10 protein-coding genes are annotated in these 12,577 nt (G+C 63.4%); 1 reads left to right on the top strand and 9 read right to left on the bottom strand.

Annotated elements, in window-relative coordinates:
• Positions 1-111: 111 nt before the first annotated feature.
• The 5 genes from ftsH to JHL16_RS15430 all read right to left on the bottom strand — a co-directional run bounded on the left by ftsH (position 112) and on the right by JHL16_RS15430 (position 5,741).
• Complete coding sequence (ftsH, locus tag JHL16_RS15410; protein ID WP_200185779.1) at positions 112-1,932, bottom strand: ATP-dependent zinc metalloprotease FtsH; 1,821 nt, start codon at positions 1,930-1,932, stop codon at positions 112-114.
• A 126-nt stretch (positions 1,933-2,058) separates the two neighbouring features.
• Entirely contained in the window at positions 2,059-2,388 is a 330-nt protein-coding gene (locus JHL16_RS15415) for a hypothetical protein (RefSeq protein WP_200185780.1), read from the bottom strand.
• Positions 2,378-3,232: a hypothetical protein gene (locus JHL16_RS15420; RefSeq protein ID WP_200185781.1), complete on the bottom strand. Its 855-nt coding sequence runs from the start codon at positions 3,230-3,232 to the stop codon at positions 2,378-2,380. The genes JHL16_RS15415 and JHL16_RS15420 overlap by 11 nt, the downstream gene beginning before the upstream one ends.
• A gap of 366 nt (positions 3,233-3,598) precedes the next feature.
• Complete coding sequence (locus tag JHL16_RS15425; protein ID WP_200185782.1) at positions 3,599-4,447, bottom strand: hypothetical protein; 849 nt, start codon at positions 4,445-4,447, stop codon at positions 3,599-3,601.
• Position 4,448: 1 nt separating this feature from the next.
• Positions 4,449-5,741: an adenylosuccinate synthase gene (locus JHL16_RS15430; protein WP_200185783.1), complete on the bottom strand. Its 1,293-nt coding sequence runs from the start codon at positions 5,739-5,741 to the stop codon at positions 4,449-4,451.
• 218 nt (positions 5,742-5,959) lie between these two features.
• Between JHL16_RS15430 and JHL16_RS15435 the strand changes: the two genes are divergently transcribed.
• Positions 5,960-6,205 (top strand): hypothetical protein, encoded by a 246-nt coding sequence (locus JHL16_RS15435; protein ID WP_200185784.1) that lies wholly within the window; start codon positions 5,960-5,962, stop codon positions 6,203-6,205.
• 27 nt (positions 6,206-6,232) lie between these two features.
• Here the strand turns inward: JHL16_RS15435 and JHL16_RS15440 are convergent, their stop codons facing one another.
• The 4 genes from JHL16_RS15440 to serA all read right to left on the bottom strand — a co-directional run bounded on the left by JHL16_RS15440 (position 6,233) and on the right by serA (position 12,554).
• Positions 6,233-7,912: a mucoidy inhibitor MuiA family protein gene (locus JHL16_RS15440; protein ID WP_200185786.1), complete on the bottom strand. Its 1,680-nt coding sequence runs from the start codon at positions 7,910-7,912 to the stop codon at positions 6,233-6,235.
• Positions 7,913-8,069: 157 nt separating this feature from the next.
• Positions 8,070-9,770, bottom strand: a complete 1,701-nt coding sequence (locus JHL16_RS15445) for a mucoidy inhibitor MuiA family protein (protein WP_200185788.1) — start codon at positions 9,768-9,770, stop codon at positions 8,070-8,072.
• A gap of 162 nt (positions 9,771-9,932) precedes the next feature.
• Positions 9,933-10,754 carry a hypothetical protein gene (locus JHL16_RS35245; protein ID WP_200185790.1) on the bottom strand — a complete coding sequence of 274 codons (822 nt, stop codon included), beginning with the start codon at positions 10,752-10,754 and terminating at the stop codon, positions 9,933-9,935.
• Between the two features lie 213 nt (positions 10,755-10,967).
• Complete coding sequence (serA, locus tag JHL16_RS15455) at positions 10,968-12,554, bottom strand: phosphoglycerate dehydrogenase (protein ID WP_200185792.1); 1,587 nt, start codon at positions 12,552-12,554, stop codon at positions 10,968-10,970.
• Positions 12,555-12,577: the final 23 nt, after the last annotated feature.

Consider the following 12,577-nt stretch of genomic DNA (forward strand, 5'->3'; position numbering starts at 1 on the left):
GGAATTCATTGCGGCGGCCGGGAGCTTTCGAACAAGGCTGGAATAAACAGGTGACGGCCCTGCTGTTTACGCCACGACAGCGGGCCCGTCCAGGCATCCAGATGGCCCGTTCTATTCCGCCGCCGCTTTCGCAGCTTTCGGCAACAGCGCCTTGAAATCCTCCGGCGTGATCGTCTCCTTCTCGAGCAGGATATGCGTGCCGGCCTCGAGATCCTTGTGGCGCGTGGTGAGGATCTTCTTCGCCCGCGCATAGGCCTCGTCGATCAGCTCCTTCACCGCGAGGTCGATCTTCTGCGCCGTCTCGTCGGAGTAATCCTTCTGGCGCATGCCCACCATGTTATCGCCGATATAGCTCGAGCCCTGCCGCTCGAACACCGCCTGCCCCAGTTCCTTGGCCATGCCGAAGCGCGTCACGATCTGACGGGCGATGTCGGTGGCCCGCGTGATGTCGTCGGCCGCCCCCGTCGAGATCTCCTTGAAGATCAGCTCCTCGGCGGCGCGCCCCGCCATCAGCACCACCATGCGGTTCTTCAGCTCGGTGAGCGTGATCAGATATTTGTCTTCGGTCGGGCGCTGCATCGTATAGCCGAGCGCGCCGATCGAGCGCGGGATGATCGAGATCTTCTGCACCGGGTCGGCGCCCGGCAGCGTGGCGGCCGCCAGCGCATGGCCCATTTCATGATAGGCGACACGTTTCTTGTCGTCGGGATTGAGCACCCGGCTCTTCTTTTCGCTGCCGGCGACGATGCGCTCGAAAGCCTCGACGAAATCCTTCATCGTCACGCTTTTTGCGCCGCGCCTTGTCGCGAAGATCGCCGCCTCGTTGATGAGATTGGCGAGATCGGCGCCGGCGAAGCCGGTGGTCAGCTGCGCCAGCTGCTCGAGATCGACATCCTTGTCGGCCTTGACCTTCTTCATATGCACTTTGAGGATTTCGACACGCCCCGATTTGTCGGGCCGGTCCACCACCACCTGCCGGTCGAAACGCCCGGCGCGCAGCAAGGCCGGATCGAGAATCTCCGGCCGGTTGGTGGCGGCCAGCAGCACGATGCCTTCGCGCGGATCGAAGCCGTCGAGCTCGGTCAGGAGCTGGTTGAGCGTCTGCTCCTTCTCGTCATTGCCGCCGAAGCTCGGGCCGGAGCGCGCTTTGCCCAAGGCATCGAGCTCGTCGATGAAGATGATGCAGGGCGCCGTCTTGCGCGCCTGCTCGAAGAGATCGCGCACGCGGGCCGCCCCGACGCCCACGAACATTTCCACGAATTCCGAGCCCGAGATCGAGAAGAACGGCACCTTCGCCTCACCCGCCACCGCCTTGGCGATCAGCGTCTTGCCGGTGCCGGGCGGGCCCACCAGCAGGATGCCGCGCGGAATAGTGGCGCCGAGGCGGGCATATTTCTCCTTGTCCTTGAGAAAGCCGACGATCTCGACGAGCTCGGCCTCCGCCTCGTCGACCCCCGCCACATCGGCAAAGGTGACGCCGGTATCCTTCTCGACATAGACCTTGGCCTTGGACTTGCCGACATTCATCATGCCGCCGAGCCCCTGCTTGTCGATGATGCGGCGGAAGAAGAACATGTAGAGCGCGAAGAAGAACAGCACCGGCACGATCCAGGAGAGCAGCGTCGAGAGGAAGCCGTTGCTCGCCTGGCCCGAGATTTTCACATTGTATTGCGCGAGATCATTGGCGATCGCGGGATCGACGCGCGTGGTGACGAAAAACTCCTTGCCGTTCTGCGGTGTCTTGAACTTGCCTTCGATCGTGCTCTGGCTGACCGTGACCTCGGCGATCTCGCCTTTCTTGAGCAGCGCCAGGAAGTCGGAATAATCGAGCGGCTCGACGGTGCGGTAGGTCTGCCACCAGCCCTGGGCGAGAAGGATCCCGGCGAATGCGAGCGCCACGTACCACAGATTGAACTGCTGCTTCTTGTCCATCCGGCCGGCCTCCGAAACTATTCACAGGCGAGACTAACAAGGGCTGGCAGGCATGTCACGCAGCGCCCTCGTCTCTCCTATTTCCCTTCTCCCGCTTGTGGGAGAAGGGAAATGAGGCTGAGGAACTCACGGCCAGCGCTTGAAGCCGCTGAGCCGTTTACCATGGCGGCGCCAGTCGCTCGCGCGGATGACATAGGTATTGGCGCGCGTCGAGGTCGCCCCGCACATCATGATGTTGACCATGGTCGGGTGATGGAGCTTCTTCATCGACCGGATCGCAATGCCGAGCCGGCGCAATGCCTGAGCATCACGGGCAAGGCTGCGCCCCGTTTTCCCCTCCTCGCACTGCTTGCTGCCATCGAGGCGATAGATGCGCAAGGTATCGACGGCGCCGGCGGGAACCGCCGCCAGGCCGCAGAAGAGGAGAAAGGCGCAGAGGCAGAGCTTAATCCGCATGGTTCGTTTCCGGTACGGCGACGGCCCGCCGATAAGCCAGCGAAAGAATACTCAATCCCCACAGGAAGCAGAAGAAATAGATCACGACCCCCAATATGGTCGTGAAAACATTGAGCACGGGCAGAAGCTGTACGCTCATCGGCACGAGCAGATAGTAGGCCAGCCCCAGGAGCGACGACAGAAAGTAGACGGCCAGCAATGAGCCGACGAGGCCACTTGAGTAGCCGAGACTTTCGCGGATGCGGCCGAAGGCGGGTTCGGTCGAGCGCACCGAAATAAAAGGAAAAATGAGAAGCCACGACCGCCCGAGCCAGAGAATGGCCGCGGCGAGGACGATTACGATCGCCAACAGGATGAGCTGGATGGGCCACACGGCCCGGCGCCAGGCCTCCAGCTGCTCGGCCGGTGCCTTGGTGAGATCGATCTGCCCGATTGACGCTGTGAATATGGAATGCAGATAGGGCAGCGTGAAGGAGGCAATGATGAGATAGCTGATCATGAAGACCAGCGAGAACAGGAACACCGCCCAGGCATATTTGAGGCTGCGTAATCGCGGTATGGGCGAGATCCAGCGCGCGGCTTCGCCCAAGACGACGCGGCGATGCCAGGCCACGGCTCCCTGGCTGAGCGCGAGAAAGATATAAATGAGCACAACGAAGACGATAATGAAATAGAGCAGGAGGAAGGTGAGGTCCGGCGCATCACTCGTCATCACGAAATAGCCGAAGCCGACGCCGACAACGCCCATGGCGATATAGACGAGGAATACCGGCCAGAAGCTCTTCACGACCGCACCGAGCCCTCCGGCGACCTCACCAAAGCCGTCACGCAGAAATCTGTCCATGGCCGTCTCCCCTATCCCTGCTGCAACGATATCGTTTCTGTCCTACGACGTCGAGAGGAACACAGTTCTGGCAGTCATGTGCGCAAATGTGCAATTGGAGAATTCCAGAGGCGGCGCCGCAGTTAAAAAACAGGGGAATTTCGAGATTCCCTGCAGATCCCTGTAGATCCCCTGTTAATCCGCTGCAAATTCCGCTGCAAAAAACAGCGGAATTCCCACTCAGAGCCGGCCGCTTTTCCAATAGGCCCGGATGAACAGCACCAGCCCCACGATGGCGATGACGGCGACGACGATCTTGAGCGCCAGCGACGGGTTGAAGAGCAGGATCGGTTGCATCGGCAAACTCCCGGATGGTCAAGCCAGACTCTAGCCGCCGACCTCGACATGAATATGGTCGTCATGGCGTGCCGCGCGGCAGCCCTGGAACCGGATCAAAGGCGACGTGACGCCGAGCCGTTTCACCATATGGGGCTCGAGCAGGATCTTGGTGACGCCATGCTCGGGCCCCTTCTCGACGAGCCAGCGCAGCATTGCCGCGGTGCGCTCCTGATCGAGCCTCCGGTCCTTGCGCACGAAGGCCTGAAACCAGTCCATGTCCCAGCGAAAGGTCAGCCAGCGCGTCTTGTCGGTGCACGCGGCATCGGCCGGCGTCGGCGGCTCTTCGAAACCCCAGTAGCCGAGGAAGGACGGCGCGGCGAGCGGCAGCGGCTTGCCCGCCGCATCCGTATAGAAATAAGCGAGATCGATGCGCCGCCCGTCGTCATGCGACAGATGCGGCGGCAGCGGAAAACCGTCGAGGACCGGAAAATTCGCATCGAGCGTGGCGACGACGAGGCCCGGATCATCGCGGCCGAGATCGCGCCCCATCGCCTCGAGCATCGCCTGGACTTCCGCCCGTGCATAAGTGCGGCCGAGCGCGCAGTAGACGGGCGACAGGGCGGCATAGGATGTTCCGGCGCTCATCTCGCACGGCAGAGCCACGCGGCCATTGAGCGTGGCCAGCGCCGGCGCGACGAACAGATTGGCGAGCGGCACGCCGGCGAGGAAGAGGACAATGCCGGCGAGAACGGCCATCGCTCTGGTCGATCCGGCGAGGCGCAAAGCCCAGGCGAGCGCGAGGCTCGCCAGGAAAATGAGACCGCCCAGCTGCGTGAGCGCCGTCAGGACAACGAAAAGGAGACCGGCGCCGCTGAGGAGGATGAGGCGCCGGAGCATGTCAGTCCTCGAACGGATCTTTCATCAGGATCGTGTCGTCGCGCTCGGGCGACGTCGACAAAAGCGCCACCGGGCAGCCGATGAGCTCTTCGAGATATTTCACATATTTGATCGCCTGGGCCGGAAGATCGGCCCAGGAGCGCGCCCCGGCGGTCGTCTCTTTCCAGCCTTCCAGCGTCTCATAGACGGGAACCACGTTCTTCTGCGCCTCTTCAGCCGCCGGCAGGCGGTCGATGCGCTTGCCGTCGAGCTCATAGGCGACGCAGACCTTGATCTCCTCGAGCCCGTCCAGGACGTCGAGCTTGGTCAGCGCGATGCCGTGGATGCCCGAGACCTTGATCGTCTGGTTGACCAGCACCGCGTCGAACCAGCCGCAGCGGCGCTTGCGCCCGGTCACGGTGCCGAATTCACGGCCTCTCTGGCCGATGAGCTCGCCGATCTCGTTCTGCTGCTCGGTCGGGAACGGGCCCGAGCCGACGCGCGTCGTATAGGCTTTGGCGATGCCGAGCACATAACCGATGGACGACGGCCCCATGCCGGAGCCGGCCGAGGCTTGGCCGGCCACCGTGTTGGAGGAGGTCACATAGGGATAGGTGCCGTGGTCGATGTCGAGCAGGATGCCCTGCGCGCCTTCGAACAGGATGCGTTTGCCGTCGCGCTTGGCCTCGTCGAGCAGGTGCCAGACGGCGTCGGAATAAGCGAGGAGCTTCGGCGCCACTTCGGCGAGCTGGGCTTTCAGCTCGGATGCCTGCACTTCCGGCTGGCCGAGGCCCCGGCGCAGCGCATTGTGATGGGCGAGCAGCCGGTCGATCTTGGGGTCGAGGGTCGCCAGATTGGCGAGGTCGTGCACCCGGATCGAGCGCCGGCCGACCTTGTCCTCGTAAGCCGGGCCGATGCCGCGCCCGGTGGTGCCGATCTTGCCGTCGCCGGCGGCCGCCTCGCGCATCTGGTCGAGCTCGCGGTGGAGCGGCAGAATGAGCGTCGCATTGCCGGCGATCCGCAGGTTTTCACGGCTGACGGTGACGCCCTGCCCTTGCAGCTTCTCGATCTCGGCGCAGAGCGCCCAGGGATCGACGACGACGCCATTGCCGATGACCGACAGCTTGCCTTTGCGCACGATGCCGGAGGGCAATAGCGAGAGCTTGTAGGTCACCCCGTCGATGACCAGCGTATGGCCGGCATTATGGCCGCCCTGGAAGCGCACCACGATATCGGCGCGCTCCGACAGCCAGTCGACAATCTTGCCCTTGCCCTCATCGCCCCATTGGGCGCCCACTACCGCGACATTCGCCATGAAGTTCCCAGTCCTGACATGAAACCGGCCCCGTTAACGCTTGACGCGCCGGGGCCGTTGCAGGCTTTTACACGGGCCGGGCCGAAAGGCAAAGCACGATCGGCCGCCCCAAAACAGGACACTTCGCCGCTCCAAAAAAGGGAGTTCCCGAGATCCTCGTTTAAAAGTGATCGGTCATGACTTGAGGTAACTGATCGCAAGGATTAAAATCGCCGACCATGGCCAAGAAACAAAGTTCCAGTCAATTTCGGGCGCTGAAAACCGTCGGCGTAATCATCGTGCTTGCCGCGATTCTCGCTTATTTCGGTCCCTGGCTCTCCGAAAATATCGGGCAATTCAACTCCAGCCTGGTGATCGCGGTGCTGATCGTCGCCTATTTCCAGAGCGAGACCAGCGACCTTGCCGCGCGCATCGCCTTTCTCGAAAGGCGCATGCTCGGCGTGACCACCAAGGAGAATCGCTGAACCTTCAGCCCGCCGCCGGAGGCGCTCTCACTCGCCGTTGAGGCCGAGCTTGAGCGTCTGCGGCCAGCTGATCTTGTAGCCGTGTTTGATCACCTTGGTATCCTGGCTCGGAAGCTCGAAGCTCCAGGCGAGGACGCCGCGCCGGCGCTCATAGTCCTTCACCGTCGCGGGTGTCATGCCGGACGAGGTCTCGACGGTGATCTTCTGGTCGGTCGAATAAGGCATCTGGTCGAGGATGGTGACCGGGATCGCCGCCTGATGCAGGTTCTTGACCGTGATGTCGAAGGCGCGCTCATCGACATTGGAGGTCGACAGCAACCCCTCTTCGGCGGTGCGCCGCTTCACTTCGATGCGCTTCACCTTGATGAGGTCGTCGGCGCCGAAGCCGAGCCGGGTCTCCTCGCCGGGCGACAGCATCGGCAGCATGCCCTGGCCCATAAACACGCCGTCGCGATAGAGCATCACCGGCCCCGGCAGCAGCGGCGTGTCGCCTGAGAGCGTGAAGGCGGCGGTCAGATAGGCGTTGGGATCGAGCTTGGGCGCGGCCTGAGCCGACAATTTCGCCTCGATCTCGTCGGTGGCGATGCGCACCTTCTTGGCGGTGCCGGTATTGTCGACCGTCACCCGGTCCTGAATGCCGTAGAGCGCCTGGAAGCCGGCGATCTCGACCCGCGCCTGCTTCTGCACCGCGCGTTTTACATCCATGTCCTGCGCCGGAGCGGCCTGCAGCGATTCTTCGGCCACGATGGGGGCCTCGGGCGCGGCATTGCCGACGCCGCGCGAGGTGTAGTTTTCACTTCGACCATCGATGAAGCCGCCGACCGCCATCGGCGCCAGATCGGGGGCCGCGGTGGCGCCCATCGGGCGCGCCGTCGACAAGGTCAGCGCCACATTGTCCCAGCTTTCCGCCGTCGCCTGCATGACATCGGCGCGCCGCACGATCTCGATCTTGGCCTTGCCATCCTTGCCCATCTCGCCGAGGCGGGCGTCATAGATCGGCTGCCAGCCGGCATTCTGGACCCGGTAGCTCAGGCGGAACGTGCCCGCCGTCTCGGCCGGGGCCGAGAGATGCACGCTCACCCGCATCCGCTGGTCCTCGCGCGGGGCGAGATCGGTGAGTTTGTTGTTGAGCTCCTCGACCAGCCGGTCGATCTCGCGCTGCCGCGTCCGGGCATCGAGAACGGTCTTGCCGAGGCTCGCAAGCTTGGCTCCGACGAGATCGAGCACGCCGCTCAAGCCTTGCGCGTCGAGGATGCGGGTCGCGCCCTCCTGCGGCTTCTGGGTCAGGGTCGCCGAGGCGAGCTGCTGCATCAGGGTCTTCTGGTATTCGGCATCGCCGATCGTCTGGTCGAGCGCGGCGCGCTCGTCGCTCAAGCTTTCGATGTCCTTCTCGATGCGCTTGCGATTCTGGTCGAGCGTGTCGGTCGGCAGGAACACGATCTTCGAATCGACCGAGCCGATCTCCAGCTTGGCGCCGCCCACGCCTTCGACCCGCAGGGTCTCGGGCGAAAGCTCCGCCGGCAGCCCGTCGAAGATGAGCGTATGCTCGCCCTGCCCGATCCGGGCCTCGGCGATGCGGGTCACTTCGGCACCCTGCGGGAAGACGGTGACCTTGTCGATGCGCGACGCGGCCGTGATGTCGGCGGCGAAGGCCGGGGCCGTCAAAGCGGTGGTGGCGAGGAAAAAGGCGGCGGCGGCGTGACGCATGGTGGTGCTCCGTGGTTCCCCGGTCGCGGGGGTGGCGCATCAAATCCCGGCGTCACGGCAAATTCACGGCGGGATCGCGTCAGCCCCGGGGCTGAGCTGCAACAACAGCCATTTCCCCTCCCCATATGGCCTTGGGGAGGGGCTGCCCGTCCGAGCCTCAATCGCCGTTCGAGCCGAGTTTGACATCGCGCGGCCAGCTGATTTTGTAACCGTGCTTGATGACCTTGCTGTCCTGGCTCGCGAGATCGAAGCTCCAGGCCAGGATGCCGCGCTGGCGCTCATAGTCCTTCACCGTCGCCGGCGTCATGCCGGACAGGGTCTCGACGGTGATCTTCTGCTCGGTGGAGTAAGGCGCCTGGTCGAGAATGGTGACGGGAATTGAAGCCTGATGCAGGTTCTTGACGGTGATGTCGAAAGCCCGCTCGTCGACATTCGACGTCGTGAGCAGCCCTTCCTCGGCGGTGCGCCGCTTCACTTCGATGCGCTTGACCTTGATGAGGTCGTCGGCGCCGAAACCGAGCTTCGTCTCCTCGCCGGGCGACAGCAACGGGAACACGCCCTGCCCCATGAAGACGCCCTCGCGATAAAGCAGGATCAGGCCCGGCAGCAGCGGCGTGTCGCCCGCGAGCGTGAAGGCGGCCGTCAGATATGCATTGGGGTCGAGCTTAGGCACGGCAAGCGCCGACAGCTTCGCGTCGATTTCATCGGTCCCGATCCGCACCTTTTTAGCCGTACCCGCATTGTCGATGCTCACCCGGTCCTTGATGGCGTAGAGTGCCTGGAAACCGGCAATATTCACATTGGCCTGGGCCTGCCGGAGCGCCGCGTCGAGCGGCGATTCGACATCGGAAAAGCCAACGTCCGCGATCTGCTCTTCCTTTCTCAACTCTGAGGGAGCTTGTTCAGGTCCGATACGCTCATCGTCCTTGGTTTTGATCGAATAGCTTTCGCGCCGGGCTTCGACGAGCTTGTCGATCGCCACGGGCTCGAGATCGGGCGCCGCGGTTTCGCCAAGCGGCCGCGCCGTCGAAAGGGTCAGCGCGATATTGTCCCAGCTCTCCGCCGTCGACTGCGAGACTTCGGCGCGGCGCACCAACTCGATCCGGGCCTTGCCGTCCTTGTCCATCGCGCCGAGCCGCGCATCATAGATGGGCTGCCAGCCGGCATACCAGACGCGATAGCGGAGCTTGAAGGTGCCCTCGGTTTGGGCAGGCGCGGAAAGGTGCACCGTTACCCGTGTGCGCTGGCCGCCACGCGGGGCGAGTTCAGCGAGCTTTTTCTGAAGATCCTCGGTCAGACGGTCGATCTCGCGCTGGCGCTGACGGACATCGAGGCTCGTCTTGCCGAGACTCGCAAGCCTTGTGCTGACGAGGTCAAGCACCCCGCTTAGGCCCTGCGCATTGAGGATGCGCGTGTCGCCTTCTTCTGGTTTCCGGGTGAGCGTCCCCGCCGCCAGCTGCTGCATCAAGCTCTTCTCGTACTCAGCGTCCTGGATAACCTGATCGAGGGCGGCGCGCTCATCCGCCAGCGTCTCGATATCCTTCTCGATCCGCCGGCGATCCGCATCGAGCTCAGCCCGTGGCAAAGAGACCGCCTTGGAATCGACCGATCCAATCTCGATTACGCCCTTGGCCGTGCCCTCGATGCGCAAGGTCTCGGGTGAAAGATCACCCGGCAGTCCGTCGAAGATCAGCGTGTGCTCGCCTGCACTGATCCGCGCCTCGGCGATGCGGGTCACTTCCGCTCCTTGTGGAAAGACCGTGACGGCGTCGATGCGCGATACCGCATTGATGTCGGCAGCGAAGGCGGGGCTCAATGATGTGGTGGTGAGAAGTAGCGCGACAACAAGTGTACGCATGGAGGTGCTCCCTGGTTCCGTCCCGGCAACATCTGAGCCAGCCGGCGACGGCAAAATCGGGGCCGGATAGCGTCGGACTTAGGGCGGAAGTGAAACAACAGGGAGACGCAGAAATCCGGCGAAGTGCTTCCACTTCGCCGGGATGTACGCTGCAAACAGGATCTAGAATCCCGCGATCTGCCCGAGAACGCGGCAGACCTTCACCGCGTCGCCGCTATAGGCGGCGGGATTCTGCAGAACCGACGGGCATTTCCGCATGAGCTCGCGGCGCTCGCCGCCAGAGAGCGCGGCGACTTCCTGGCTCATGCCGCCACCGCCACCTCCGCCTCCGCCGCCCCCACCGCCTCCTCCTCCGCCCCCGCCTCCGCCACCACCACCGCCACCACTCTTGCCACCGCAGCCGGTGCCGCCGACACTCACGCAGAGACCCAGCAACTGCTTCTTGGACAACAAAGTGAGCCGGTAGTCGATGAGGCCGAGCAATTGATGACGGCTCTTGCCGCTGCCGCAGCCGGACCCGCCGCCTATGCCGACGCAAAGCTTGGCCAGGTTCTTCTTGGACAGCACGTCAAGCTTGGCCTTGATTCCGCCGATCAGGTCGGATTTGGCAACCGCCTGCAACACGCCTTTCCGGTTGAGCACGCCGACCGTGGCCTTCGCCAGATTGGTGGAGCCGGCTACGGCGTTGACCGTACCGCCAACCAACCCGCCGGCGCCGCCGACCAGTCCGCCAGTGCCGCCGCCAAGCAATCCGCCTTTGCCGCCGGACGTACCACTGTTGTCATTGGTATTGCCGACATTTCCAACCGCGCCGCCGACAGCGCCAACAGCGCCGCCAACCGCTCCGACGGCGCCACCGACGGCGCCACCAACGACGCCGCCGAGACTGCCGGCATGGCCGGGCGCGGTCATGCCGATAAGCGCGAGTAGCGATACCGCTGCAAAGAGTGCCGTGCTTCTATCGGTGTTTCTTGCCGTAATCATGGAACACCTCTCCGTTGAAGGATGAACCCCCATGCTCTTGAAACGCGCTCCAGCGTCAATTTGTTGCTGACGCGCCGGCATTTATGTTTCCCGAATGAAGGCTGATGTTCACGCACGCGGAAATTCAGGTCGATTACGGATCAATTTCTTCGCAATAAAAAACCCTTCAGGTCGCAACGGCCTGAAGGGCTTTTGATCCGACGATAGAAGCTCTTAGAAAGCCAGCCGCTTAGCCTGTTTGACCTGCGGCAGCTTCACCACCGCGGCGAGCACCGCTTCCGGCACCGGCTCGTCGATCTGGACGAGGCAGATGGCCTCCTGGCCCTGGGCCTGCCGGCCCAGATGGAAGGTCGCGATATTGACCCCGGCATTGCCGAGCAGCATGCCGAGCGCGCCGATGAAGCCCGGCTTGTCCATATTGGTCACATAGAGCATATGCGGGCCGAATTCCGATTCGAGCTCGATGCCCTTGATCTGGATGATGCGCGGCTTGCCGTCGGAGAACACGGTGCCCGCCACCGAGCGCTCCATCTTTTCCGTCTTGATGGCGAGGCGGATATAGGTTTCGTAGGCGCCACGCTGGGTCTGGCGCACCTCGTCCACCTTGATTCCGCGTTCCTTCGCCACCACCGGCGCCGACACCATGTTGACATCGCCCAGCATCGGCTTGAGCACGCCGGCAAGCGCCGCCGAAGTGAGGGCGCGGGTATTCATGTCGCCGACCTCGCCCGCATATTCGATGACGATGCCGGTGATCGGCTCGTCGGTGAGCTGGCCGGCGAAGGAGCCGAGCTTCTCGGCGACGGCAATGAAGGGCCGCAGGCGTGGCGCCTCATCCGCCGAGATCGACGGCATGTTGAGCGCATTGGAGACCGCGCCGGTGATGAGATAGTCGGCCATCTGTTCGGCGATCTGGATGGCGACATTCTCCTGCGCCTCTGCCGTCGAGGCGCCGAGATGCGGGGTAGCGACGATGTTCTCGAGCCCGAACAGCGGATGCTGGGTGGCGGGCTCCGTCTCGAACACGTCGAGGGCGGCGCCTGCGACTTGGCCGGATTTGAGCGCCTCCTGCAGCGCCTCCTCGACGACGAGGCCGCCTCTGGCGCAGTTGATGATGCGCACGCCCTTCTTCATCTTGGCGATCGCCGCTCTGTCGATAATGCCGCGCGTCTTGTCGGTGAGCGGCGTATGGAGCGTGATGAAATCGGACCGGCGCAGCACATCCTCGAGCTCGACCTTCTCGACGCCGATCTCGATGGCGCGCTCGGGCGACAGGAAGGGATCGAAGGCGATCACCTTCATCTTGAGGCCGAGCGCCCGGTCGGCGACGATGGCGCCGATATTGCCGCAGCCGATGACGCCCAAAGTCTTGTTGAAGAGCTCGACGCCCATGAAGCGGTTCTTTTCCCACTTGCCGGCATGGGTCGAGGCATTGGCTTCCGGGATCTGGCGCGCCAGCGCCATCATCAGCGAGATCGCATGTTCGGCGGTGGTGATGGCGTTGCCGAAGGGCGTGTTCATCACGATGATGCCGCGTCCCGTCGCCGCCGGGATGTCGACATTGTCGACGCCGATGCCGGCCCGGCCGATCACCTTGAGCTTGGTCGCCGCGGCGATGAGCTTCGGCGACACTTTCGTCGCCGAGCGGATGGCAAGGCCATCATATTGCGAAATCGCGGCAAGGAGCGCGTCCTTGTCCTTGCCGAGATCGGGCTGATAGTCGACGTCGATGCCGCGGTCGCGGAAAATCTGGATGGAGGCTTCTGACAGCTTGTCGGAAACGAGGACGCGGGGTTTCATGAGAGAACTCCGAAAATATGTGA

The organism is Taklimakanibacter albus, assembly GCF_016595235.1.
Taxonomy (GTDB): Bacteria; Pseudomonadota; Alphaproteobacteria; order Rhizobiales; family Aestuariivirgaceae; genus Taklimakanibacter; species Taklimakanibacter albus.

What these genes read in the sequence shown, in the direction of transcription:
- JHL16_RS15435 (WP_200185784.1), top strand. Translation starts at nt 5,960, where the DNA reads ATGGCCAAGAAACAAAGTTCCAGTCAATTTCGGGCGCTGAAAACCGTC.
- serA (WP_200185792.1), bottom strand. Translation starts at nt 12,554, where the DNA reads ATGAAACCCCGCGTCCTCGTTTCCGACAAGCTGTCAGAAGCCTCCATC.
- JHL16_RS15415 (WP_200185780.1), bottom strand. Translation starts at nt 2,388, where the DNA reads ATGCGGATTAAGCTCTGCCTCTGCGCCTTTCTCCTCTTCTGCGGCCTG.
- JHL16_RS15445 (WP_200185788.1), bottom strand. Translation starts at nt 9,770, where the DNA reads ATGCGTACACTTGTTGTCGCGCTACTTCTCACCACCACATCATTGAGC.
- JHL16_RS35245 (WP_200185790.1), bottom strand. Translation starts at nt 10,754, where the DNA reads ATGATTACGGCAAGAAACACCGATAGAAGCACGGCACTCTTTGCAGCG.
- JHL16_RS15430 (WP_200185783.1), bottom strand. Translation starts at nt 5,741, where the DNA reads ATGGCGAATGTCGCGGTAGTGGGCGCCCAATGGGGCGATGAGGGCAAG.
- JHL16_RS15425 (WP_200185782.1), bottom strand. Translation starts at nt 4,447, where the DNA reads ATGCTCCGGCGCCTCATCCTCCTCAGCGGCGCCGGTCTCCTTTTCGTT.
- JHL16_RS15440 (WP_200185786.1), bottom strand. Translation starts at nt 7,912, where the DNA reads ATGCGTCACGCCGCCGCCGCCTTTTTCCTCGCCACCACCGCTTTGACG.
- ftsH (WP_200185779.1), bottom strand. Translation starts at nt 1,932, where the DNA reads ATGGACAAGAAGCAGCAGTTCAATCTGTGGTACGTGGCGCTCGCATTC.
- JHL16_RS15420 (WP_200185781.1), bottom strand. Translation starts at nt 3,232, where the DNA reads ATGGACAGATTTCTGCGTGACGGCTTTGGTGAGGTCGCCGGAGGGCTC.